Raw genomic sequence first — 23,695 nt, 5'->3', positions numbered from 1 at the left:
TATGACTTCTGACAATCCAACCTCCAGCGCGGCAGGCAGCGCGCACGCCGCGCGCTACGTCGTCGGCGTGGACGTGGGCACGGGCAGCGCCCGGGCCGGCATCTTCGACCTCGCCGGCCACATGGTGGCCACGGCAAAACGCGACATCACGCTGTTTCACGCGAGCGGCTCGATTGTCGAGCAGTCGAGCGCCGAGATCTGGAGCGCCGTCTGCGATTCCGTCAAGGAGGCGCTGGCGCAGGCTGCAGTGTCGCCCGATCAGATCGCCGGGATCGGCTTTGACGCCACTTGCTCGCTCGTCGTGCTGGGCGAGAGCGGGCAGTCGTTGCCTGTGGGGCCGTCGGAGCAGGCTGAGCGCGACATCATCGTGTGGATGGACCATCGTGCGGTTGAGCAGGCCGAGCGCATCAACGCGGGCGGCCACGAGGTGCTGAAGTTTGTCGGTGGCAAGATTTCGCCGGAGATGGAGACGCCGAAGCTGCTCTGGCTGCTCGAGAACAGGCCGCAGGTCTTCGCGGCCGCATGGCAGTTCTTCGATCTGACCGACTTCCTGACCTGGCGCGCGACCGGTGATCTTTCGCGTTCCACCTGCACTGTCACCTGCAAATGGACCTATCTGGCGCACGAGCGGCGCTGGGACGAAAGCTATTTCCGCAGCGTCGGCCTGGGCGTGCTGGCGGACGAGGGCTTTGCGCGTATCGGGCAGAGTGTCGTCGACGCGGGGACGCCGTTGGGCAACGGATTGACGGCAGAGGCCGCGGCAGAGCTTGGCCTGCGCAGGGGAACGCCGGTTGCCACAGGCGTGATCGATGCGCATGCCGGTGGCATCGGCACGGTGGGCGCAGATGGTGCGCCCGAGTCGTGTCTCGCCTACGTCTTCGGCACCTCGTCATGCACGATGACGACGACCCGCACGCCTGTGTTCGTGCCCGGCGTATGGGGGCCTTATTTTTCGGCGATGGTACCGGACGCATGGCTCAACGAGGGCGGTCAATCGGTGGCGGGCGCTGCGATCGAACGGCTGATTTCGATGCATCCCGCGGCCTCCGATGCCCGAAGCCGTGCCGAGCAGGAGGGCCAATCCTTGCCTACCTTGCTGGCCTCGCTTGCCGCGCAGGCGGCGGACAACCTGTCCGGGGTGGTATCGCTGGCCGACGGCCTGCATGTCGTTCCAGAGTTCCTCGGAAACCGTGCGCCGTTCGCCGATCCCCACGCCAGAGCCGTGATTGCAGGCCTTGGAATGGAAGACGACCTGGACAGCCTGGTTGCTCTCTACATTGCCGGCATTTGCAGCATCGGTTACGGCCTGCGCCAGATCATCGAAGTGCAGGCTGCGGCTGGTGCGCCGATCGAGCGCGTGGTGATCAGCGGTGGAGCGGGGCGGCTCGATCTGGTTCGCCAGCTGCTCGCCGATGCGACGGGCAAGCCCGTTCTCGCCATCCAGGCGGAAGAGCCCGTCCTGCTCGGCGCAGCCATGCTGGGCGGCGTGGCGGGCGGACAGTTCGACGACGTGCGCACGGCAATGGCGCGGATGTCGCAGATCAGCAAGACCTACGAGCCGGCCACTGGCGACGTCGCAGCAAGGCACGAGGCCCGGTTCCGCGCGTTCAAGCAGTTGCAGAACGTGGCCAGAGAAATCCGCTAGGTCTGCAATGACGCGATCGCATCCTTCGAACACGTGAAGCGCGCACGCGGCTAGAATGCTCGCCGGGTCTTTGGCCCGGCACTCCTGCTTCGGAGCGCCGGCTCAAGACCGGCCTCATACCCGAAGAAGGAGACCTCATGGCAAGCCCCGACCCGTCCGGGTCCATCACGTCCGCGCACGGCGCAGCGGTGCTGGATGCCGGCACGATTTCCGCGCGCCTCGACCGCTTGCCCGCCACGCGTTCCATCTGGAAGCTCGTGGTTCTGCTGAGCCTCGGCTTCTTCTTCGAACTCTACGATCTGCTCTACACCGGCTACGTCGCGCCGGGTCTCGTCAAAAGCGGGTTGCTGACGGCTACGACCCATGGCCTGTTCGGCACGACCGGTGTCGCGAGCTTTATCGCCGCGTTGTTCGCCGGCCTCTTTATCGGCACCATCGCGTGCGGCTTTCTTGCCGACCGCTTCGGCCGCCGCGCAGTCTTCACGTATTCGCTGCTGTGGTACACCGTCGCCAACGTCGTGATGGCTTTCCAGGAGAGCGCTACGGGTCTCAACTTCTGGCGTTTCCTGGCGGGCGTCGGCATCGGCGTCGAACTTGTCACGATCGGGACGTACATTTCTGAACTGGTGCCCAAGGAAATCCGCGGACGGGCCTTCGCCTGCGAGCAGGCGGTCGGCTTCGTGTCCGTGCCGGTGGTGGCGTTTCTTTCTTATCTGCTCGTGCCACACGCGTTGCTGGGTCTCGACGGCTGGCGCTGGGTGGTGCTGATCGGCGCGCATGGTGCGCTGTTCGTCTGGTGGATCCGCCGCGCGTTGCCGGAGAGTCCGCGCTGGCTTGCCCAGCAGGGGCGGCTCGCCGAAGCGGATCGCGTGATGAGCGAACTCGAAGCCAGCGTGCGCAGCGAATATGGCCGCGAACTGCCGCCGCCCGCTGCGCCGATGCCGGTTGCTCCGCGCGGCAGCTTTCGCGACATGTGGGTGCCGCCGTACCGCAACCGCACCCTGATGATGACGATCTTCAACGTGTTTCAGACCGTTGGTTTCTACGGTTTTGCGAACTGGGTGCCCACGCTGCTGATCAGGCAGGGCATCACGGTGACCACGAGCCTGATGTATTCGAGCGTGATCGCGCTCGCGGCGCCGATCGGGCCGATCATCGGCCTGTTTATCGGCGACCGCTTCGAGCGCAAGACGGTGATCGTCGTGATGGCGGCGGCCAACATCGTCTGCGGGCTATGGTTCAGTCAGGTCTCGGAGGCTGTGCTGCTGGTGAGCCTCGGCGTGGGCCTGACGCTGGCCAACAACGTCATGTCGTATAGCTTCCACGCTTACCAGTCGGAACTGTTTCCGACCAGCATCCGTGCGCGGGCCGTCGGCTTTGTGTACTCGTGGAGCCGCTTCTCGGCGATTTTTACGGCTTTTCTGATCGCCGCCGTGCTCAAGGCGTTCGGTACCACGGGCGTGTTCGTGTTTATCGCAGGCGCGATGCTGATCGTGATGCTGGCGATCGGTCTGATGGGCCCGCGCACCAAGGGCCTGGAGCTGGAGAAAATCTCCCGCTGATCTTACTTTTTGAAAGTCTAGGAAATATTGTGTAAGGACTTGTCGCGCGCAGGGGCTTATTCGCAGGTTTTAATGTGGCCGGAGTGGGGGACTATCAGGGTGCGGGTTCGTACGTGCGGTTCGCATCCATACACTACCGTCTCTCTTAAGGTTAACGGACGCAAAAGCAGATTCTTTACCCTGACCGCCAAACATCCCGTTTGCCCGGCGCCCCATCCGGCCCGAGTGACCTTCGACTGACAACGAAGAGGAATCGTTGAATACCTTGTTTGTAAGAACCATATTGCTGTCGATGCTGGTGCTGATCTCGGTCCATGCCTGCGTCACGCTGCTGGTTTCCGATCCGGCCGCGGGTAGCGACGACCGTGCTCTGCAGACTGCTGTCTTCACCGGGCGCGCTTTCGCCGACGATCCGCTGGACAACGCCGGCGGGACGTGGGGTGCGCCAGTGGCGCCCGTCTCGCTGGTGCCGGCGACGATGAAGCTCGATCTCGCAGCAAGGCCGAGGATTGTCGACGTTCGCCCGGCCGTCTATGAAGTACCCGCTGCCGGCGCTTTGATGGACATCGCCGCACCGTCGACGCCGGGTTCGTCGAACGGACTTCATGACGATTCGCCTTTCGCCGGCGCTGCTCCGGCAGCGCCGCTGGACTCGCGCTTCGCGGTCGCGGAGTGGGTGATGTCGCTCGTGATGCTCATCCTCGCGTGTCTGAGCCTCTGGCGCGTGCAGCGCCCGCTGCGCAACGTGGCACACGCCGCGCGCGAAACAGCTTGTGGCCGCCGCGTCGCGCCAACCGTCCGCGAGGAAGGACCGAGCGAATTGCGTCACGTGGTGCGCGCCTTCAACGAAATGGCCCGGCGCCGCAACGAGGCGATCGAAGCGCAGGCTGCGGTGCTTGCCGGACTCGCGCGGCATATGGAGTACCAGGCTGCACGCCTGCGAACCCGTGCGCTCGAAGTCAGCGAGTGGAACAAGCGGGTGGGCTTCGTCGAAGATATCGATTCGTTTTCCGACATCGCACAGCAACTGCTCGACGTGGCGGGACACGGCGACAGTGAAGAGCAACAGGTTTCCGTGGATAGTTTCCTGCGCGACCGCTTTTCGATGATCGGCACCATGGACGGCGCATTGTTCGCCTGCGATCTGAAGGCGGGGCCGCAGTTCATGATGTCGCGGCCGCTGCTCGAACGCCTGATGACCAATCTGGTCGACAACGCGCTCGCGCACGGCGAGCCGCCCATCGAGATCAGGACGTCACGCGATCAGCACGGCTGGCACCTCAGCGTGCGCGATCATGGCCATGGCATCAGCGCGAGCCAGATGCCGGGCGCGACGCCATCGTTCGTGCGTCTGAACGAGACACACAGCCTGACCCAGCACTGGGGCCTGGGGCTTTCGGTGGTCGCGCGACTGGCGCGTAGTTGCGGCGCCAGTCTGAAACTGGGTAATCATCCCGATGGTGGTCTGTGGGTGCGGCTTGTTTTGCCGGCTAATTGAGGGTGTCGCGTCAGGCGTTCGCCACCAGGCGCGCTCAAACTGGTGTGCTTGTCGATTCAGGCGACCGCGGTTCGTCGTAGGGTAAAGCTGCTTTTCCCGGCTATCCTTGCCCGGGCAGCTTTCCTGACGCCCGGAGATCGCGATGACATTGAAGCTCTACGCTCACCCCTTTTCCTCGTATTGCCAGAAGGTGCTGGTCGCGCTGTACGAAAACCACACGCCGTTCGAGTTCCGCCAACTGTCCCACGACAAACCGGAGGTGATGGAAGAGCTCACGGCGTTGTGGCCGTTCAGAAAGTTTCCGGTGCTCGTCGACGCTGGCCGTCCGGTGATGGAGGCGACTGTCATCATCGAATATCTGGGCCTTTACCATCCTGGGCCGGTCTCGCTGTTGCCGACGGATCCGCGCGCGGCGCTCGAGGTCCGCAGCATGGACCGCTTTTTCGACAACTACATCTCGACGCCGCAGCAGAAAGTGGTTGGCGACTGCCTGCGCGGCGAAGCCGAGCGCGATCCCCGTGGCGTGGCCGATGCCCGCGCCATGCTCGATACCGCCTACGCATGGCTCGACAAGGCCATGTCCGGCCGCGAATGGGCGGCAGGCGATACCTTTAGTCTGGCCGATTGCGCCGCTGCGCCGTTTCTGTTCTACGCGGACTGGACGCATAGGATCGATGCTTCGTTTGCCAATGTGCTGGCCTACCGTCGACGCCTGCTTGCGCGACCGTCTTTCGCGCGCCGTCGACGAAGCGCGTCCATACCGCGCGTACTTCCCGCTCGGCGCACCGGACCGAGATTGACTCGCCAGTAGGGTTGCCCAGCGGAATTGTTCGAAATCTGAAAATTGTGATTTCGCCCTATCGACATAGACTTTCGATAGGGTTCCCCTAAACTACCTTCCAATGTCGCGCTGCACAGGGCAGTTCGCAGCGCACCCCGTTACTCGAAAGCACATTGGAGGTTCATCATGAAAACCAAACTGATCGCAGCATTGCTCGTCGCCGTTTCCGCAGCCGTGGCTGCTCCGGCTTTTGCCAGCGGCTACGGCCCGGCACCGTTCTATCGTCCGTCGGTCGGCGCACCGGTCTCGCAACGCGGCCAGAGCGCGCAAGTGGTTGCCGCCGAACGCGACAGCACCGGCAACGCAACGGCAGACAGCTCTTACGGCGGCGTGGCTAGCGCTACGTCGGAATCGGGCAGCCGTCAGTTCTCGGCCACGACGCGCAGCCTGTACGCAGGTCATTGATTGCGTCGCGTGACGGTGTCGGACGTGTGCGTGGGCCTGAAGGCTCAAGGCAGCCGGTCCGCCCGTCACGTCATCGCGCACTAGAGCGGCAGAAAAATGAGGTGATGTCATGACGCAAATACTTGAAGGCATAGCCGTTCTCGGCGCATTTACGCTTTACATGATCCCGTCGATCGAAGCGGACGCGCATAACCGCGACGACGCTTTTGCGATCACGATGGTCAATGTGCTGCTCGGCTGGACGGTGATCGGCTGGCTTGCGGCTTTCATGTGGGCACGTCGCCCAGCCACCGAAAAGCGTTTGACCCATCTGGTCAGGCGCACGCATCGGGCCGTGGCGCGCGTGACGATCGACAAGCTGGTGGCGCACGCTCAAAGCCGCACCGCGTTGCAGAGCCAGATGGTCGGCAAGCTTCGCGTGCGTACGCGTGCTGTAGTGGCTCGTCAGTCGTAATGTGCTGGCGCCGGCCGGCGCATTTGCGCGGTGAGTTTCAGCCGCGTCAGTTTCAGCCTGCGTTTTGCGCAATGTCGTCGCTGGCGGCCGGTTTAGCGGCGCCTTCGAGAAAGCGCCGTGTCGCTTCGAACGATTGCAGCATCTGATCGGGCCACGGCGTCTGCAGCATCACAGCCTGATGATTTTCGAACGCATTTGTCAGCAGCTTCGAAAGCGCGGGCGATTGAAAGTGGCGAAGCAGCACGCTCACAGCGATGGCGGTCGCCTGGCTGGCGCCGGCCGTCTGCAGTTCGGACGTGGTGAGAGCGGCGAGTTGTTTGTTGATGTCCATAGTGGCGAAGAAGAAAGTTGACGCGCTTGAGTTGAGCTCGCGCGCACGCCCGGGTGTCGGGCGTCGATTAAGCGGTAGAAAAACCAACGGCCACCCTGGGTGGCCGTTTTTACGTAGGTGATCTCGTAGGCGTTCAGGAAGAATCATACCGCGCGCATAAAACCCGGACAAGCCACGGCGCCACCGCCTTAAAAGCCCTCGCTTTTCAGATTATCTATTTTCAAGGCAGGTGCGTTGCGGATTCTGCTGCCGGCAATGGGTTTGCGGGGGCAGTCACTAAACCGGCAGCGTAAATCGTTTTCAAGCCTCTTTGAAAGTCGATATTCGCCGGATGCAATCCAGCAATAGCGTGCCGGCCGTTAAACACACCAGGTTCATGATTCGCTTGAGTTTCGAATCCCGACGCGTTAAATTCGCCTCGCACGCCGCCGGCGCTGCCAAAAAATCCTGACGAAATACATACAGTTTTTAGTTGACCGGGTTCAGGGGCCCGGCGCGGGTCATCCAAGGATAGCGATGTTGCATCAGATGCAAAGCGACGAAGAAACACCGCACAGCTATCCGGTTTCCGCCACTCGGATCGCCTCGGTCAGCCTGGTGCTGGCTCTCGTGCTCGCCGCGTTGCCGCTCATCAAGGGTGGCTGGTTCGATATCCGCTGGTGTGCCGCCTTGTCGAGCGCATGGCTCGATGTGTTTACGGTCGCGTTGGCGGCCCGTCTCGCTCATACCGGCGGTTCGCGCGCCGCGGAAAAAACACCCCATCCGCAAGGCTTCCGTGTGTGGCAACGCGCGTGGTGGGGCGCGTTAAGCAACACGATCTTTGCGACGCTGCGCGCGATTCGCTGGCAGCCCTTCGCGGTGCTGCTGTGCGCGGCGCTTTCCGTGGCCGTCGCCTCGCTCGCGTGGCGCGCGCCGGTCCAGTTTGCGCTTGCTGCCGTGCTGCGGCCGCCCAGCGCCGCGCTGATCGCCGGCCTCGCCGCCTTCGCGCTGGCGTTCGGCACGCTCGTCGCTGAGCTGTACTTTGCGATGCACGCCGCGCGTGGCCGCGCCTGGGGCTCGCTCGCCAATGTGCTGCGCGTGGCGCTCCTGAGCGCGATGGTCGCAGCGATCTGCGCCGTGCTGCTTGCCTATGCGGAAATCGCCGCGGTGTGGCCGGTGCGGGCCCTCGCGGTTTTCAACGCAGCCATTGCCCTTGAATTCGCCTTGCGTGCCGTGTTCTCGTGGTTCGCGCCGCCCCATATGCGCAGCGGCGACGCCAGCGTGCCCGACAGTCTCATCGCGAGTCTGCTGCGTCTGCGGCCCTCGCCATTGGCCCGCTTCAGCGCACAACTGCGCAATCGCTACGGCATCGATCTGCGTCAGAACTGGGTCTTGCAAAGCGTGGTGCGTTTGCTGCCCGCGGCCATTGGCACGATCGTCGTGTGTGCCTGGCTGCTGACGGGCATCGTGATCCTCGGACCCGAGCAACGTGCGGTCTACGAGCGATTCGGCGCGCCGGTCGCGGTCTGGCAACCGGGTCTGCATGTGGCGCTGCCGTGGCCGTTTGGCAAGGCGCGCGCAATCGATAACGGCGCGGTCCATCAACTGATCGTCTCCGGTTCGCCGGAAGAGAGCGCGGCCGCGTCGCCGCTGGTGCCCGCCGACGCGCAGACGCCCGAGCAGGTGAACCGCTTGTGGGACGTCGTGCATCAGGGCGAGACGAGCCAGGTGATCGCCGGTGCGAGTGGCGACCGGCAGAACTTCCAGATTGTCAGCGCCGACGTGCGGCTCGATTACCGCATTGGTCTCTCGGATGCCGCGGCGCGCGCCTCGCTATATCGCGCCGAGGACGTACCCGGCACCGTGCGGGCCATTGCCAATCGCGAAGTGGTGCGCTACCTCGCCTCGCATACGATCGATTCGTTGCTCGAAACGCGGCAGACCGTGATGGCCGACACGCTGCGGCGGGCGGTGCAAACCCAGCTCGATCGCCTGTCGAGCGGCATCGATGTGGTGGCAGTGGTGATCGAAAGCGTGCATCCGCCGGCGGGGGCATCGGCGGCGTGGCACAGCGTGCAGGCAGCGCAGATCCGCTCGGAGGCGAGCGTCGCGCAGGCGCGCGGGCTTGCCGCGCAGTCGCTCGGCGATGCGCAGCAGCAGGCCGAGACCGCGGTTGCGCAAGCCACCGCGCAGGCCGCCGATATCACCTCGGCCGCGCAAGTCCAGCAAACCAGTTTCAGCGCCGACGTGATCGCAGCCCAGGCAGGCGGCCCGGCGTTTGTGCTCGAGTACTACCTGCATAGCCTGCAGAAGGGTTTGCAGAACGCCCATATCACGGTGATCGACGACCGGCTCGTCGACGGCAACCGCGCCACGATCGATCTGCGCTCATACGGTGCGGGCGACGCGGCAGGGGCGCGGCGGGTTTATTGACGGCGACGTACTCGCCGCGTGGCATCGGACAGACGGCTTCGGGGGATATTGTGAGTTTGAATCATTCGCATGCGCACGCTCATGGTCACGCGCATCACCACCGCGGCGGTGATGCGCACGGCCACGGCGGTGCGGCAACCGGCGGCCCCGGTTTCTACTGGCGTGTGGCGCTGGCGGCGCTGTGCGTCGTGATCGCGTTTGCGGTCGCGAGCTTCATTCAGGTCCAGGCGGGTCAGGCTACCGTGGTGACGCGCTTCGGCGAACCAGTGCGAGTGCTGCTCGAGCCTGGCCTCGCGTGGCGCTTGCCGGCGCCGATCGAAGCAGCCGTGCCGGTCGACCTGCGTTTGCATACGACCTCGAGTGGCCTGCAGGACGTCGGCACGCGTGATGGCTTGCGCATCATCGTGCAAGCCTATGTGGCGTGGCGTGTGCCGGCCAACGCGAGCGATGTCGGCCGTTTTGTGCGCGCCGTGCGCAACGAACCTGATGAGGCGGCGCGGCAGATTCGCTCGCTGCTCGGCTCCGCGTTGCAGACCACCTCGGCCGACTTCGATCTCGCTTGGCTCGTGAACACCAATCCGGGCCAGGTGCGCATCGCCGCGTTCGAAGATGAACTGCGACGTCAGGTCGATTCGCAGCTCTATCAGGCGTATGGCGTGCATGTGGTGCAGGTCGGGTTGGAGCAACTGACGTTGCCCGCCGTGACGCTCTCGGCGACTGTCGAGCGCATGCGGGCCGAACGTGAAACAGTGGCTGCGCAACGCACCGCGGATGGCAAACGGCAAGCCGCGCAGATTCGTTCCGATGCGGATCGTGATGCGCGCATTGCCATTGCCGATGCCAACGTCAAGGCTGCGCAGATCGAGGCGCAGTCGCGCCAGGATGCGGCGGCGATCTACGGCAAGAGTTATGCGGGCAACCCGCATCTTTATACGATGCTGCGCTCGCTCGATACGCTGAACGGCGTGGTCAACACCAATACGAACCTGATCCTGCGCACCGACGCCGCGCCGTTCAATGTGCTCGTGCAGGGTCCCGCAGGACTCGGTGTGACGCAAGCCGAGCAGACGCAAGCGCAAGCGCAAGCTCCTGCGCCATCGAAGAAGGGCAAGCACACCCCATGAGTACCGCCATGGAGACGTCGTCGCCAACACCACCGTCGCTCGGACCCGGCGCACAGGCCGTGCGCCTTGCGTTCTGGTTCGTGGTGGTGATTGCGCTACTCGCGGCAGGGGTGTGGGCCACTTCGAATATCCGCCGTATTCCCGCGGATAGCCGGGCTGTCGTGATGCGTTTCGGCGCCTTCGTGCGCACGCAGGACGCGGGGTTGCTGGTGGCGATGCCGCAACCGTTCGAAACCGTGCTGCTGATTCCCGGCGGCGCGCGTGTGCTGGAACAGCGCATCAGTTCGCTTGATCGCGACCCGCGCGCTCGCGCTGCGGATCCGGCTGCTACGACGCAATCCAGTCAATCGGCTCAATCCAGTCAGACGATGCCGCTGCCGCCTGGTGAGGCCAATTCGTTAGGAATCCCATCAGAAGCTACATCGCTCGGCTCTGCCTCGCCCGACTCCGACGCCGGCTCGCCCGATAACGCCGGCCCGACGTTGCCCGATGCGCTGGCCGGCTCAGGCTATGTGCTGACCGGCGACGAAGGCGTCGTGCAACTGAGCGCGACGCTCTACTATCGCGTCGTCGATCCGTACGCCTACGTGCTGCAAAAAGAGCGCCTCGAATCGGCGTTACAGCGTGTGGTTGCAGCGGCGGTGGTCGAAGTGACGGCGGGGCGCGACCTCGATTCGATTCTGGTGGCGCGTCCCGAACTGCTGTCGTCCGACCAGCAGATGGCGGTCAAGCGCGAGCAGTTGCGCGGCGACATGGCGCAGGCGGTGCAGCGCCATTTGAATGCGCTCGCGGCTGCGCATACGGGCCTCGGTATCGAGGTAGCGCGCATGGATGTGCAGGCGCAGTTTCCGGCAACTGCGGTCGATGCGTTCAACTCGGTGCTCACCTCGCTGCAGACCGCCGACCGCAATATTGCCGATGCACGCACGACGGCTGAGAACATCCGCCAGGGCGCGCAGCAGTCAGCGGATCAGATTCTGCAGAGCGCGCAGGCGAGCGCCAGCGAGCGTGTCGCGACGGCGCAGGCTGAAACCACCACGATCCTGCAACTCGAAACGCCGCTCGACGCCAACAGCGATCCGGGCTTGCTGGCGCGTGCGTACCGCGACCGGATCCAGCAGATCCTGTCAAAGGCTGGACGCGTGACGACGATCGATCCGCACGATGCATCGAGTCTGGTGCTGCCGGGGAAAATGCAATGAGCGCGCATATCGATCCGGTTGAGCGTGCTACGCCCGGTGGGGAGGGTGATTTGGCGCATGGTGCCCATGGTGCTGACGGCGCCGGGCATGAACACGGCCATAGCCACGACCACGACCCGCACGCCGCTCATTCGCACGATGACGATGGACCGGGCATCGCGCTCTCAGCTACAGAACGGAGCATCGTCACGCGGCAGATCGCGCTTGCTTTGCTGGCGGGCGGCCTGCTGCTGCTGTCGATGGCATGGCGCTACTTCGCACCCGGCGGCGCGCAGCTCGCCGAAGTATTGGCGGGACTCTCGTCGCTGCTGGTGGCGGGGCCAGTATTCACCGGCGCCTGGTACAGCCTGAAGTCGCCGAGTCTGCATGGCGTCACCGACCGGCTGATTGCGCTCGCCATGCTGGCAGCGTGGGCGACCGGCGACATGACGACCGCGGCCTTGCTGCCGATCGTCATGACCTTCGGACATGCGCTCGAAGAGCGCAGCGTGCTGGGTTCGCAAGAGGCGATCCGCGCGCTTGGCCGGCTGACCTCGGGCAACGTCCGGCGCGTCAGGACCGATGGCACGATCGAAGAAGTGGCTTACGAGGCGATCCGCGCCGGCGATATGGTGGAGGTGGCCGCCGGTTCGCGGATTCCCGCCGACGGCCTGGTGCGGCGCGGCCGCTCGAGCGTCGACAACGGGCCGATCACCGGCGAGTCGTTGCCGCTCGATGTGGATGAAGGCGCCGCGGTGTTCGGCGGCGCGTTGAATCTCGACGGCCCGCTGCGCATCGAAGTTACGCATGCGGGCGAGCACTCGACGCTCGGCAAAATCGTCGAACTGCTGCAACGCGCAGAACAGGTGAAGCCGCCGATCACCCAGGTGCTCGAGCGCTACATGGGCGGTTATCTGGCGCTGGTGCTGCTGATCGCGGCGATTGTCTGGTTCGCGTCGGCCAATGCGTCGGCGATGCTGGCGGTGATCGTCGCTGCATGTCCGTGCGCACTGGTGCTGGCCGCGCCTTCCACGGCGATTGCCGGGATCGCGGTGGGTGCGCGGCACGGCGTGTTGTTCAGGAACGCCGCATTTCTCGATCGGATTGCCGAGATCGATTCGCTGGTGATCGACAAGACCGGCACGCTCACGCATGGAGAACTGCGCGTGGCGGATGTGTTCGCGCAGCCCGGCGTGGCGCGAGCGGAGGCCGTTGCGCTGGCGGCGCGGCTGGGGGCTGGAAGTGCGCATCCGGTGAGCCGGGCGTTGACGCGGTATGCGGCGTTGGACGCGTCTACTGCATCGGCTACATCATCCGCGTCAGCGACTTCAGCCACGTCAGCCACATCAGCCACCGGGCACGACGCCACGCCGTTCGAGCGCACCCGCGAATTGCGCGGCCTCGGGGTCGTCGCGGAAACGCCGGACGGCACCGCCGTGCTCGGTCGCGCGGAATTACTGCGCGACCACGTAACGGCTTTGCAACCGTCGCCCGATTCCATCGACGGCCCGTGTGTCGGCCTCGCGCTCAACGGTAAGCTGCTCGCCTGGTTCGGCTTCGCCGATGCCTTGCGCGCCGAAGCCGCCGGTGCGCTCGCCGAACTGCGCGAGCTTGGCCTCGTGCGCCAAACCCTGCTGACGGGCGATCGCGATGCCGTGGCGCGCAAGGTGGCCGCCGAGGTCGGCATCGAGACGGTCGTCTCCCAAGCGCTGCCGCACGACAAGCTCGACTACGTGATGCACGAACTCGAAGCGGGCCATCATCCGCTCGTGGTCGGCGACGGCCTGAACGACGTGCTGGCGATCAAGGCTGGCGCGACCAGCATCGCGATGGGCGAACGCGGGATCGATATCGCGGTGGCCTCTGCCGATATCGTGCTGCTCGGCGACGATCTGCGCCGCATCCCGACCTGCATCCGGCTTGGCCGGCGCTGCCGCCGCACCGCCAGCATCAATGCGGCGATCGGATTGCTGTGGACTGTCGAGATCATGGCGCTTGCTGCGCTCGGTTTGCTAGGAGCGGTGTGGGTGGCGATCCTGCACAACGTCGGCACGTTCATCGTGATCGCGAACGCCGGACGGCTACTGCGGATCGACGAGGATTCCGCATCGAAGCCGAGCCGGGACACGCATGTGAATGACGCGCAGACCGCCGCCGCGCCGCATTGAAGCGCAGCGATGGATTGACCGGGACTGCAGTAAAGCGATGGAGCTACGTATCGGCGGTCACCTTGCCGTGCCTGATGGCCGCATCGAGCTCATCGAGTTGCAACAGCAAGTCGTCGATTGAGCAGAGTTGGGGTTTGGTGACGTGATGGGCGTCGAGCAGTCTGAACAGACGCTTGCGCCAGTAGTCCGGTGGCAGGATGCATCCGCCGAAATCCCCGCACACCGATGGCTTCATAACGCGCGTGATATGCGCGATGTCCTGATCGATTAGTGTAAGCATCTTCCGCCCCCGCGGTGGTTTGTACCTGGTCTGCGCCAGCTTTTTGTTGTTTTGTCTAATTAAAACTCTAGCTCAAATTGGCAGGATGGCAAGCTGCATGAAGCGCCAGGAAAGCGCTACGGGCGGTTGCGGCCGGGCTGTGGCGGGTCGCGAGGATACTAAGGAAAACCATGATAGAAAGCTTTCCCAAAACGCCTAGACTGTAACCAAACGTAACTAAGTGTTGCTAATTCTGATTACGGGGATGATTAACGGGGCCGCGCCAGATTGGGCGCACAGTGATGAGAACGTGGTGAAGTGAAGCCGCGCATATGGAATGGCCGCAGAGCAATCTGCGGCCATTTTTTTCTTTGCTGCCGGTTTGCGCAGCCGCTGTAGTTTCCAGCGGCAGCAAGCCCCGGCGTCAGCCGCGGCTCAGGCAGCGCCTTAGTGGCAGCGCTTTTGCCAGTGGCCATGAACCTTTACTTTGTGGCACACCGGATGGTGTTCCTCGGCGGAAGCCGGAGCGATGACGCCAATAGTGACGGCGGCGAGCGTGATGGCAAGCAAAATTTTCTTCATGGGGTTTTCCTGGGTCAGATCGACCTTGTTGGTGAACGGCCCGCTATCTTAGCCCCAGTTGTGGAACGTTAATGTTAAGGAATTGCAAAAACCTGACCGGCCGGCTTCATGGCCGGCCGAAGCGAGAGGGGCCGAACGGCTCAATGCCCCTGACCGTGTCCGCCGCCACCGTGCCAGTTACCGCCGCCACCGCCGTGGCCACCGCCACCATGCCAGCCACCGCCTCCGTGCCAGCCGCTGCCGCCATGCCAGTACCGGCCGCCGTGCCCGTAGTAACAGCAACCGCCGCCGCCACCCCAGATGCTGACCGAACCGTAGGCCGGTGCGTATCCATAGCCGTACCCGTAACCGTAGTCGGGATAGTAGGCTTGTCCGTAGTCCGGGTAGGCCGGCCCGTCGTAGTACGGATATCCATAACCTGGCGCGACGGCGCAGCCGGCCAGAACTGCCACCACCCCGAGCGCCGCAATTAGGCGAAGCATGATTGTCTCCCTCGATTCTCTTAAGAAAGAAACGCGCTCGCCAAGTTCCAGAACAATTGTGTCCACCGTTTACAGAAACAGTGGACGTGGGTCGTGAGGGGTGGTGTGTCAGTGCGCCGGAGCCGAGGCACTCATTACGTTTCGAGCGCGAGCGTCGCAAAGGTTGCGAGCCAGTGCTCTCCCATGTAGTCGCCGGCCACATGCTCGAGCGCGCTGTCCAGATGCCGCTCGGCCGCTTCGTTGAGCAGCGTGCGACGCGCGTCGTCGTCCGGCAGCGCGCGGGCGATCGAGCGCTGACACCATGCGCGGCTCAGATTGAGGCCGTCGAGGTGAGCGATCTTGCCGTCGCTGCGATCGGTCACGGTGACCGGTTCGAACAGGGTGGCTGGTTTTTGCGCGGCGAGCTCCGGTAGAAATGCGTCGAACCATGTGGCGAATTGCGCGCCCGGCAGCACTCGCCGCATCAACTCGGCTTCCATCAACGACGGCGAGAGGAATTCATCTCCCGCCGGTTCCCACGCCTGACACGCGACGTCATCCAGATACCAGCGGCGCGCGGTTTCGATCACCAGCGCCGCCAGCGATTCATGTGAGGTTTGCCGTGCGAAGTCAAGCGTCAGGGCGAGCGCAAACGCCATGTTGAAATGCGTGCCCACGCGTAGCGGATAGGTGGCCTTGGGCAGAAACTCTTCAAAGCGTTGGATGAAGACTTCGGTTAGCGGTGCGAAGGTTTCGCTCCAGCGCGCGGCGTGGGGATGCTTGCGCAGTTTCAGCGCGTCGATCTGTGCGGATAACGCCAGCAGCCAGCCCCAGCCGTACGGCCGCTCGAAGCCGCGATTTTGCGGCAGGTCGAGATAGGCGCGCTCGCCGGCTACATTGGCTTCGGTGAAATGCTCGTCGACGACGGCGACGATGCGCGCCGCCTCGGGCAACCCGGGAAAGCGTTCGAGAAGATGGAGGATAAGCCAGTAGCCATGCACGCAGGAATGCCAGTCGTAGCTGCCGTAGAAGATCGGGTGCAGTGCGCGTGGTCCCTGGACGTCTTGCGGACCTTCAAGCGAATGCGTCAGCTTGTTCGGATACTCGCGGGTGAGGTGATCCAGCGCCAGATTAGCGAATTTGGATGCGATAGCGGGGGTGAGTTGGGCAGTCATGGCGTCTCGCCTGTAGCGGGTCGGAAGCGGAATATGAAGAGATACATCAGCACGGTGTTGACGGTCAACAGCAGTAGTGCGGTACGTCATTGTGCCTTGATCACGCCGTTCCGGTCCTTCAGTTCGGGCGAGGCGATCCGCGCCAGCGGTGGCGCGGGTCCGTTTTGCCGAGTGACAGCTACAGCAGTTCGCGAATCCGGTGATACAGCATCCCAAGCTCAAGCGCCGGTCCGCGCAACGCCGGCCCACCCGGAAAGCGCGTATGACGCAGCCCGGCGAACAGATCGAATGCCGCTGTCTCACCGGCAATGGCCTGAGCAATGACGCGCCCGGCAATCCCGGTCAACGCCACGCCATGCCCGGAAAATCCCTGCACATAGAAGTAATTCGGATCGATCGAGCCGAAATCCGGCGCGCGATTGCGCGTGACATCCACGAAGCCGCCCCAAGCATATTCGACCCGCGCATCGGCCACCTGCGGAAACACGTCCACCATTCGCTTGCGAATCTGCTCGGACAGCTGCGCAGGCGACGCACCCGTCGAACTGGCGCGGCCGCCGAACAGCACACGATGATCGGCCGAGATGCGGAAGTAGTCGAGGAAGAAATTGTTGTCGCACACGGCTTCCCGTCTGGCGATCAAGGCGGACGCACGCGCTTGCCCGAGCTGCTCGGTGGCGACGATATACGACGCGATCGGCGCGATCCGCGCCGCGACCGTCGCGGGCAGCACATTGCCGATGGTCGCGTTGCCGCACGCAGCGACAAAGCGGCAACGCACTTCACCAGTCGCAGTCCGCACGACCGGCCGTTCGCCGCGGACCACTTCGACCACCGGCGAACGCGCGAACAGCAACGCTCCTTCGCGGCCCGCCGCTTCGGCAAGACCCAGACAGTATTTCAGCGGATGCAGATGCCCGGAGAACGGATCATAGACGCCGGCCAGATAACGCTGGGATGCGACGCGAGCGCGGATCTCATCGGTGTCGATCCACGAAAGCTTCGTATAGCCCCAGCGCGACGAAGCATCGTCCATCCACGAGCGCAGATCGGGCACGCGCTTCGGTTTGGTCGCGACGGTCAGATAGCCCGGTGTGAAATCGCAATCGATCCCATACCGTTCGATGCGCTCGCGCACCAGCGCCACGCCTTCCACGGACATTGCCCAGGCCGCGCGTGCCCCATCGAGCCCGAGCTGCCTTTCGATGATCTCGTCTTTGGCGAAACCCACCAGCGTCTGTCCGCCATTGCGCCCCGACGCACCCCAGCCGGGACGGTGCGCATCGAGCACGATCACCGACATGCCGCGCGCCCGGCACTCGAGCGCAACCGAGAGCCCGGCAAAACCCGCGCCGATCACGCAGACGTCGGCTTCGAGTGCGGCATCGAGCATCGGATCATCCGCGAGCGGGCGCACGGCGCTCGCTTCGTAATAGGAGTCGCGGATCAGTGCATCCGCACGGCGGTCGAGACTGTCAGCCATCAAAGCAGGTCCTTCATTCGATACCAGGCCATCGCGAGCACGAGGGCAGGGGTGCGCAGTGTAGCGCCACCCGGAAAATCGCGGTGGCGAATCTTGCCGAACAGGTCGAAGCGCGAGGCCTGGCCGTCGATCGCCTCGGCGATCAGCTTGCCTGCCAGCCCCGTGGTGTTGACACCGTGACCGGAGAAGCCTTGCGCGAAGTACACAGTGGGCGAGAGGCGTCCGAAATGCGGTGCGCGGTTCATCGTGATATCGACGAAACCGCCCCACGCATAGTCGACCTTGACGTCGGCCAGTTGCGGGAAAGTCTTCAGCATATCGCGCCGCATTGCTTCGCCCAGATCGCGCGGCGCAAACGTCGAGTAACTGACCTTGCCGCCCCACAACACGCGGTGATCCGGCGCGGGGCGGAAGTAGTCGAGCACGAACCGGCTATCGCAGATGGCGGCTTGCGCCGGCATCAAGGCCCGCGCACGCGCGGGGTCGAGCGGCTCGGTGGCAATCACGTACGTGCCCACCGGCATGATCTTGCGCGCGAGTTCAGGTGCCAGTGCACCCAGCCAGCTGTTGCAGGCGAGCGCAACGAATTGTGCCTGCACCTCGCCATGAGCGGTTTCGATCACATGTCCATTGCCCTCGCTACGCATCTGGCTCACGCAACTGTCTTCGAAAATCTGCACGCCCGCTGCGCACGCCGCACGCGCGAGGCCAAGCGTGTAATTAAGCGGATGCAAGTGGCCGCTGTCCGGATCGAACAGGCCGCCCAGATAGCGTGTCGACTGCACGTAGTGGCTCAGGCCGTCTTGCTCGATGTAACGGAAACGGTCGTAACCGAAGCGCGTGTGTGCTTCATCTCGCCATTGCCTTAGCGCTGCGGCATCGCGCGGTTTGTTCGCCGCATGAAAATAGCCGAACTTGAGATCGCAGTCGATCTGATGTCTGGCGACGCGATCCCTGACGATATCCAGCGTCTCGAGTCCCATCTCCCACATACGTTTGACGTCTTCGGCGGGCATGTGCTTTGCGAACGTATCCATATCGCACGCAAAGCCGCCGATCAACTGGCCGCCATTGCGCCCGCTCGCCGCCCAACCGACTTTCGAGGCTTCGAGCACCGCAACGGAATAGCCGCGTTCCGCGAGGTTGAGCGCGGTCGAGATGCCGGTGAGGCCGGCGCCGATCACGCAGACATCCACCTTCAATGTGCCGTCGAGCGGGGCATGACGGGTCGTATCGTTGAGCGTCGCGGCGTAGTACGACGCGGCATGGGGCTGGTTCGAGAACCGGAGCATAGGCAGAAAACACAATAAGGGCCGAGGCGCGACACCTCGAGGCAGGCAATCGCGCTTCGGCGGTACAGGTTAGAACGCGTAGATGAACTGCGTGGCCAGCATGTCGTTGGACTTGCTATAAGAGCCATCGTTGCGCAGGAACGTATCCTGGGTGGCCCAGTCATGCCGGTATTCCACCTTCACGGTGATCTGCTGGGTCGGATAGAACAGCAGGTCCAGTGCGACGTCCTGGTGGACGGCGCCCTTGCACTCGAAGCCCAGGCCGCCGTTCGCCTTCGAATTCGCGAGGCAGCTTGCACCGATGCCAAAACCGTCTGCCGTGTCCATCCCGTTCGAGTTCAGCGCGATGCCACCGCCGCCGCCGCCGTTCTTGGTGTCGGCTAGCAGGTCGTAACGCGCCGTCACACCCATGCGGCCCACCGTCGGCAAAGTGAACTTGCGGTGCGCGAGCAGCGAGATGCCGTACCACTGCGCCTGGCCGCCGTTGAATGCAGCGTTCTGTTGCTGACCGTAGTCGAGCTCGGCGTTGTACTGGACGTCCGCGAGCGTGTAAGCGGCATCGGCTTCAGCGAAGAAGAAAGTGCCAAAGGCGCTTGGCGCTGCACCGCCCACGCCGTACACCGGATTGCCGTTGGAGTCGAGTCCGGAGGCGAGCGTTTGCCGGCCGATGTTGAACGAGCCACCCAGATCCAGCGCGCTAGACCACGTGTAGTCGACCCGTGCCGTGAAAGTGGGGATCTTGTTGCTGCTGGTGATCGGATCGCCCAACGCGTTGGTGCCCGTCTGCACCACGGAACCATACGTGCGGTACTGTTCGTTGCCCAGCATGAATTTCCACGCCCAGTTGCTGCCGTCGCCCGTGTAGTTCACACCTACGCCAACATAGCTGCCCGGATCCGAGAAGTCATACAGCAGGTTGTGCGTGAGCGTGGTCATCTGGTTCGACTGCTGCACTTCATAGCCGCCGAAGCTCGGCATCAAGCCGGCCACAAAGGTCGTCGTCGCCGTCACCGGTACCGTCACGACTGCCGTGTTCAGGATGTTGTCGCTGATCGTACCGTGCTCGTTCTGCAGCAGCGTAATGCCGTTGCCGCGGTTCGGCATCAGCGTGATTTCGGCCGACGGCGCCATCGGGCCGACACCGAAAGTCTTCTTGATGTCGAGGTAGAGATCGCCGAACGTGCTGTTGAAGTAGTTGTAGCTGCTTTCGTGGTTCGCGAACAGGAACGACGAGGTGCCTGGCGCGCGGTTATAGACATAGGTCGGATCGATATAGCCGGTGATCGAGAGGCCTGCGATCGGACCGGTGTTCTGCGCATCCACCAGCGAATCGACCTTCAGCTGCTGGTTGGCGATCTGCTGCTTCATCGAGTCGACCTGGTCGTTGGTCAGCGTCGCTTGCGACTTGCCGTAGTCAGGCGACGAAATGTCCACCGGGGCTGCGGCCACGGCAGGTGCCGCAGCCGGCGCTGGCGCCGGTGCGGCGGCTACCGCCTTGGGTTTGGCTGCGACCTCCGAGCGCAATTGCTTCACTTCTTTTTGCAAGGCGTTCAGCTGGGCCTGAAGCGCCTTGATCTCATCGCTGGTGGCGTCCGCCATGGCAACGCCAGGCAGACTCCCCGCCACTAGCAGGCAGATGAGTTTCTTTCTCATGCACATTCTCCTTGTTGGTCGTATTGCCAGGAACTGCTTAAACTCGGACGGTACCGAGCGACTTGCGCACGGCGGCGGGTTGAGGGGTAACGGTTGCCGCATCGGCGGCTTCGGCAACGGCAAACGCCATTTGCATATCGCGGGTGCGCTTGCGTTCACGAATCTGCATCCAGCGGTTCACTGCAATCACACCGATCGTTACAACCGTGATGAAGATCGTTGCGAGCGCATTCATTTCCGGATTCAGACCGAGACGTACTCGCGAGAACACGACAAGCGGCAGCGTGGTGGAACCGGGACCGGAAAGGAACGCGGACAGCACCAGATCGTCGAACGAGAGCGTGAACGACAGCAGCCAGCCGGACATCAGCGCCTGCGAGATCAGCGGCAGCGTGATCAGGAAGAACACCTTGAACGGCGTTGCGCCGAGATCGAGCGCGGCTTCCTCGAGCGACTTGTTCAGCTCCTTGACGCGTGACTGCACGATGATTGCGACGTAGGAGACACACAACATCACGTGGCCGATCCAGATCGTGAACAGGCCGCGGCCCTTTGGCCAGCCGAGCATCTGTTCGAGCGCGACGAACAGCAGCAGCAGCGAGATGCCCTGAATCACTTCAGGAATCACGAGTGGCGCGTTGATCATCCCGGCAAACATCGTGAAGCCGCGAAAGCGCCCGAAGCGCGCGAGCACGAAACCCGCCCACGTTCCGATCACGACCGAGGCGCATGCCGTCAACAGCCCGATCTTCAGCGACAGCCACGCCGCGCTGAGCAACTCGTCGTCCTGCAGCAGCGCCCCGTACCATTTCAGCGAAAAGCCGGACCACACGGTGACGAGCTTCGACTCGTTGAACGAGTACACGACGAGGCTGATGATCGGGATATAAAGGAACAGGAACCCGAGCGTCAGGACGGTGTTGGAAAGCTTTCTGTTCGGCCGGATCATTTCGCGCCCTCCAGTTCCTTGACCTGGTAGTACTGGAACACGGCCATCGGCACGAGCAGCAGCAGAACCATCGCGACCGTGACGGCGGACGCCATCGGCCAGTCCATATCGTTGAAGAACTCGTCCCACATCACGCGGCCGATCATCAGGGTGTCTGCGCCACCGAGCAGTTCGGGGATCACGTATTCGCCCACTGCGGGGATGAACACCAGCAGACTGCCGGCGATGATGCCGTTCTTCGACAGCGGCAACGTGATGCGCGTGAAGGCGGTCCACGGCTTGGCGCCGAGGTCGTAGGCGGCTTCGAGCAGCGTCAGGTCCATCTTCACCAGGTGCGCATACAGCGGCATCACCATGAATGGCAGATACGAATAGACCATGCCGATATAGACCCCGATATCGGTGTGGTATAGCCGCAGCGGCGAGTGGATCATGCCGATCGCCATCAGCGTGTGATTGAGCAGGCCGTCGTCCTTCAGGATGCCTATCCATGCATAGACGCGGATCAGGAACGAGGTCCAGAAAGGCAGCATCACGCCCATCATCAGCAGATTGCGTTTGGCCGGCTCCGAACGCGCAATGTAGTACGCGATCGGATAGCCGATCAGCAGGCAGAAGAAGGTCGAGATGGCCGCCATCTTCAGGGAACTGATGTAGGTCGCGATATACAGGTCGTCCTGCAGCAGAAACGCGTAGTGACCGAGCTGGATCGCCAGATGCACGACACCGTCTTTCATGCTGACGAGGTCGGAGTACGGTGGAATGCTCAGGCGCAGATCGGCGAAACTGATCTTCAGTACCAGCACGAAGGGCAGTGCGAAGAACAGCGTTAGCCAGATGAACGGCACGCCGATCACCGTTGTGCGGCCCGACGGCAGCAGGGCGGTCAGGCGCTTCAGCAGCCGGGCGAGTGCGCTGGGCGCCACGGAGGAGGTGGAGACGGATGGTGTCATTGCGTCACCACCACGCCGCTCGCCGGCGACCAATGGACGAACACGTCGTCGTTATAGGCAGGCGCCCCTTCGTTCATCAGGTGCGAGCTGGACAGGTTCGACACCACGGTCTTGCCGCTCGGCAGGCGCACGTGATACAGCGAATAGCTGCCCATGTACGCGACATCCGAGACGACCCCGCGGGCCCAGTTGTGCGGCGTGCCCGGCTTCTCGAGCGAAACCCTGACGCGCTCCGGGCGTACCGAGATGCCCACCGGCATGCCGAGCGGACCCGTGATGCCGTGGCTCACATACATGCGTGCTTCGAGATCCTCGCTTTCGACGAAGATGTGATCGGGCTCGTCCTCCACCACCACGCCTTCGAACATGTTGGTCGTGCCGATAAACTCGGCCGAGAAACGGCTGTTCGGAAACTCATAAACCTGGGAGGGCGTACCAATCTGCACGATGCGGCCTTCGCTCATCACGGCGAGGCGCCCGGCCATGGTCATCGCTTCTTCCTGATCGTGGGTCACCATCACGCAGGTCACGTCGACCTTCTCGATGATGTTGACCAGCTCGAGCTGGGTCTTCTGGCGGATCTTCTTGTCGAGCGCGGACATCGGCTCGTCGAGCAGCAGCAGCTTGGGACGCTTGACGAGCGAGCGGGCCAGCGCCACACGCTGCTGCTGGCCACCCGAGAGCTGGTGCGGCTTGCGGCCCGCGAACCGGCTCATCTGCACGAGATGCAGCGCATCGGCAACGCGTTCCTTGATTTCGTTCTTCGGCGTGCCTTCCTGCTTGAGGCCGAAGGCGATGTTCGACTCCACGCTCATATGGGGGAACAACGCATACGACTGGAACATCATGTTGACCGGGCGCTTGTACGGCGGCATCGCCGCGAGATCTTCGCCGTCGACGAAGATGCGTCCCGAGGTGGCCGTTTCCAGCCCGGCGAGCATGCGCAGGAGCGTGGACTTGCCGCAGCCCGAGCTGCCAAGCAGTGCGAAGAGTTCATTCTTCGCGATGGTCAGATTGACGTTATCGACAGCGGTGCTGTCGCCGAATTTCTTTACGACGTTTTCGATGCGGACGAATTCGTCGGACTTGCTTTTAGTCGTAACCGCGGCTTTTGCAGCATTACGAGCCGCCTGGGCGGCGCTATTTGAGGTCGTCGAGTTCATGGCGTAACCATTCCTTACGGATCGCGGGCGTAAGCGTCCCCGTGTGGGGCGCGCGGGGCGGCTCACAAAGGTCTGCTGCGATCGGGAAACATGGGACTGCGCTT

20 protein-coding genes and 1 pseudogene are annotated in these 23,695 nt (G+C 63.4%); 10 read left to right on the top strand and 11 right to left on the bottom strand.

From position 1 onward, the window contains the following. Position 1 precedes the first annotated feature (1 nt). The 6 genes and pseudogenes from P3T20_RS01415 to P3T20_RS01390 all read left to right on the top strand — a co-directional run bounded on the left by P3T20_RS01415 (position 2) and on the right by P3T20_RS01390 (position 6,405). Positions 2-1,645, top strand: a complete 1,644-nt coding sequence (locus P3T20_RS01415) for an FGGY-family carbohydrate kinase (protein ID WP_429285821.1) — start codon at positions 2-4, stop codon at positions 1,643-1,645. A gap of 137 nt (positions 1,646-1,782) precedes the next feature. Then, positions 1,783-3,207 carry an MFS transporter gene (locus P3T20_RS01410; RefSeq protein WP_429285820.1) on the top strand — a complete coding sequence of 475 codons (1,425 nt, stop codon included), beginning with the start codon at positions 1,783-1,785 and terminating at the stop codon, positions 3,205-3,207. Between the two features lie 256 nt (positions 3,208-3,463). Continuing rightward, complete coding sequence (locus P3T20_RS01405) at positions 3,464-4,705, top strand: ATP-binding protein (protein WP_429285819.1); 1,242 nt, start codon at positions 3,464-3,466, stop codon at positions 4,703-4,705. 142 nt (positions 4,706-4,847) lie between these two features. After that, positions 4,848-5,505: pseudogene (locus P3T20_RS01400) on the top strand (glutathione S-transferase family protein). 167 nt (positions 5,506-5,672) lie between these two features. Beyond that, positions 5,673-5,951 carry a hypothetical protein gene (locus tag P3T20_RS01395; protein ID WP_074268856.1) on the top strand — a complete coding sequence of 93 codons (279 nt, stop codon included), beginning with the start codon at positions 5,673-5,675 and terminating at the stop codon, positions 5,949-5,951. A 109-nt stretch (positions 5,952-6,060) separates the two neighbouring features. Continuing rightward, on the top strand, positions 6,061-6,405 hold the full coding sequence (locus tag P3T20_RS01390; protein ID WP_074268855.1) for a superinfection immunity protein: 345 nt from the start codon (positions 6,061-6,063) through the stop codon (positions 6,403-6,405). A 52-nt stretch (positions 6,406-6,457) separates the two neighbouring features. Here P3T20_RS01390 and P3T20_RS01385 read toward each other — a convergent pair whose 3' ends face one another. Next, positions 6,458-6,736 carry a hypothetical protein gene (locus tag P3T20_RS01385; RefSeq protein WP_429285818.1) on the bottom strand — a complete coding sequence of 93 codons (279 nt, stop codon included), beginning with the start codon at positions 6,734-6,736 and terminating at the stop codon, positions 6,458-6,460. Positions 6,737-7,252: 516 nt separating this feature from the next. Between P3T20_RS01385 and hflK the strand changes: the two genes are divergently transcribed. The 4 genes from hflK to P3T20_RS01365 are packed head-to-tail and all read left to right on the top strand — an operon-like array spanning position 7,253 to position 13,621. Further along, positions 7,253-9,148 (top strand): protease modulator HflK, encoded by a 1,896-nt coding sequence (gene hflK / locus P3T20_RS01380; RefSeq protein ID WP_429285817.1) that lies wholly within the window; start codon positions 7,253-7,255, stop codon positions 9,146-9,148. 50 nt (positions 9,149-9,198) lie between these two features. Beyond that, entirely contained in the window at positions 9,199-10,272 is a 1,074-nt protein-coding gene (gene hflC / locus P3T20_RS01375; protein ID WP_429285816.1) for a protease modulator HflC, read from the top strand. After that, positions 10,269-11,474, top strand: a complete 1,206-nt coding sequence (locus P3T20_RS01370) for an SPFH domain-containing protein (protein ID WP_429285815.1) — start codon at positions 10,269-10,271, stop codon at positions 11,472-11,474. Before hflC ends, P3T20_RS01370 begins: the two co-directional genes overlap by 4 nt. After that, positions 11,471-13,621, top strand: a complete 2,151-nt coding sequence (locus P3T20_RS01365) for a heavy metal translocating P-type ATPase (protein WP_429285814.1) — start codon at positions 11,471-11,473, stop codon at positions 13,619-13,621. Before P3T20_RS01370 ends, P3T20_RS01365 begins: the two co-directional genes overlap by 4 nt. 43 nt (positions 13,622-13,664) lie before the next feature. On the opposite strand, the gene P3T20_RS01360 is transcribed toward P3T20_RS01365, so the two are convergent. The 10 genes from P3T20_RS01360 to P3T20_RS01315 all read right to left on the bottom strand — a co-directional run bounded on the left by P3T20_RS01360 (position 13,665) and on the right by P3T20_RS01315 (position 23,591). Next, a complete protein-coding gene (locus P3T20_RS01360; RefSeq protein ID WP_074268851.1) occupies positions 13,665-13,901 on the bottom strand; it encodes a hypothetical protein in 237 nt (78 codons plus the stop codon). Between the two features lie 426 nt (positions 13,902-14,327). Further along, positions 14,328-14,462: a hypothetical protein gene (locus P3T20_RS01355; RefSeq protein WP_429285813.1), complete on the bottom strand. Its 135-nt coding sequence runs from the start codon at positions 14,460-14,462 to the stop codon at positions 14,328-14,330. Positions 14,463-14,602: 140 nt separating this feature from the next. Continuing rightward, positions 14,603-14,944, bottom strand: a complete 342-nt coding sequence (locus P3T20_RS01350) for a hypothetical protein (RefSeq protein WP_429285812.1) — start codon at positions 14,942-14,944, stop codon at positions 14,603-14,605. A gap of 134 nt (positions 14,945-15,078) precedes the next feature. Next, positions 15,079-16,098, bottom strand: coding sequence for a DUF2891 domain-containing protein (locus tag P3T20_RS01345; protein ID WP_429285811.1), 1,020 nt, complete (start codon positions 16,096-16,098; stop codon positions 15,079-15,081). Between the two features lie 178 nt (positions 16,099-16,276). Continuing rightward, complete coding sequence (locus P3T20_RS01340; RefSeq protein ID WP_429285810.1) at positions 16,277-17,581, bottom strand: NAD(P)/FAD-dependent oxidoreductase; 1,305 nt, start codon at positions 17,579-17,581, stop codon at positions 16,277-16,279. Beyond that, entirely contained in the window at positions 17,581-18,873 is a 1,293-nt protein-coding gene (locus tag P3T20_RS01335) for an NAD(P)/FAD-dependent oxidoreductase (RefSeq protein WP_429285809.1), read from the bottom strand. The genes P3T20_RS01340 and P3T20_RS01335 overlap by 1 nt, the downstream gene beginning before the upstream one ends. Before the next feature lie 69 nt (positions 18,874-18,942). Continuing rightward, a complete protein-coding gene (locus P3T20_RS01330; RefSeq protein WP_429285808.1) occupies positions 18,943-20,526 on the bottom strand; it encodes a DUF3138 family protein in 1,584 nt (527 codons plus the stop codon). A 37-nt stretch (positions 20,527-20,563) separates the two neighbouring features. Beyond that, complete coding sequence (locus P3T20_RS01325) at positions 20,564-21,475, bottom strand: ABC transporter permease subunit (protein ID WP_074268845.1); 912 nt, start codon at positions 21,473-21,475, stop codon at positions 20,564-20,566. Further along, positions 21,472-22,428: an ABC transporter permease subunit gene (locus P3T20_RS01320; protein WP_429285807.1), complete on the bottom strand. Its 957-nt coding sequence runs from the start codon at positions 22,426-22,428 to the stop codon at positions 21,472-21,474. The genes P3T20_RS01325 and P3T20_RS01320 overlap by 4 nt, the downstream gene beginning before the upstream one ends. Continuing rightward, positions 22,425-23,591, bottom strand: a complete 1,167-nt coding sequence (locus tag P3T20_RS01315) for an ABC transporter ATP-binding protein (protein ID WP_429285806.1) — start codon at positions 23,589-23,591, stop codon at positions 22,425-22,427. Before P3T20_RS01315 ends, P3T20_RS01320 begins: the two co-directional genes overlap by 4 nt. Positions 23,592-23,695 lie beyond the last annotated feature (104 nt).

It is taken from the genome of Paraburkholderia sp. GAS206C (assembly GCF_050435645.1).
Lineage (GTDB): Bacteria > Pseudomonadota > Gammaproteobacteria > Burkholderiales > Burkholderiaceae > Paraburkholderia > Paraburkholderia phenazinium_B.
This window is presented reverse-complemented; position numbering and strand designations above follow the sequence as displayed.